This window comes from Bacillus sp. B2-WWTP-C-10-Post-4 (genome assembly GCF_009183805.1).
GTDB classification, from domain to species: Bacteria; Bacillota; Bacilli; order Bacillales; family Bacillaceae_G; genus Bacillus_A; species Bacillus_A cereus.
Genome location: NZ_WEII01000260.1, coordinates 1 through 1,162 on the forward strand (window position 1 = coordinate 1; position 1,162 = coordinate 1,162).

The window sequence follows — 1,162 nt, forward strand, 5'->3', positions numbered from 1 at the left end:
CATTAAAGTTAAGCCAAGCACAGATATCTGATAACGAATAAGTAGTGAGGGTTAATAATTTCTTTGCTTCTTCCACTCGTTCCCTTTGAATATATTCACTTAAAGTAATTCCCATTTCTTTTTTAAATAGTTTAGACAGATAAGTAGGCGTAATTTCTAAATGATTAGCAAGTTCATTCAGAGATATTCCATCGTAAACATTTTTATTAATATGTTTTATACATGTAGTAACCGCGTAAGAATACTTTTTTGCATTGTATTCTTTCACACGATCTGCAAAGGTACGTAAAGCGTCCCCTGATAATCGCTTTACAGATTCTACATTATCTAATTGTTCTAGGGTTTGTATATATAAAATACTATGGGCAAAAGCAATATCTGGTGGCAGATTTCCTTCTATTGCATATCGAGTGGCTAAGGTAATCGCAATAATTCCAAGGTTTTTTTGATTCCTGAGCGGATCCTCTACTAGCATAAGTTCAACATCTTCTTGCGAAACCGCATACATATACTGTATTAACTTTTTTTTATTTCCTTCTTTGATAGTCGAAAAGAAATCATTTACTAATGCCATATTGTGCGTTTTAGGTTTGTTTTGTCGACGTTTTAAAATATATAAATCAGGTTTCACATTTTTATTAGGAGTTTCCTCTAGTACTTTATTTTTTTCCAAGACAATATCTACATCTAACTTTTCATTGAAAATCATGTAATGTAATAAAATTCCCATATCAATTAATGTAGTTTTTTTAATCTCAGATAAACACTGATAATAGGCAAGTCTTTCTTGAATGTTATCATTTGATTTAAATTCTTTCTGAAATTTTATGATCATATCATCTGAATCTTTTGAATGTATAGTAGGACCGATTATAATAGTCCCTTTAATATCATCATGATTTTCTATATGAATTAGAACAAAATTTTCAAGATAGTTGTTGCTTCGAAAAAGTGGCAAGTTACAGGGATCGTTTTCTTGATAAATATCACTAAGATGTTCTTCTTTTGAAGAATAAAAAGGACTACAAACATTATCAGATGTAGAATGATATAAAATTTTTCTGTCTGCAGATAAAATATGTACAGGGGCATTAAATGCTTTATGTGCAAGATCACACAAGTGTTGTATATCGATAGAAGTATTCATTACATTCTCCTTTAT

At 29.9% G+C, this 1,162-nt stretch carries 1 protein-coding gene; it reads right to left on the bottom strand.

The features are described 5' to 3' along the window. Window positions 1-1,147 (bottom strand): helix-turn-helix domain-containing protein (locus GBN78_RS29720; RefSeq protein WP_152128038.1); only part of this gene is annotated, 1,147 nt, incomplete at its 3' end. Window positions 1,148-1,162: the final 15 nt, after the last annotated feature.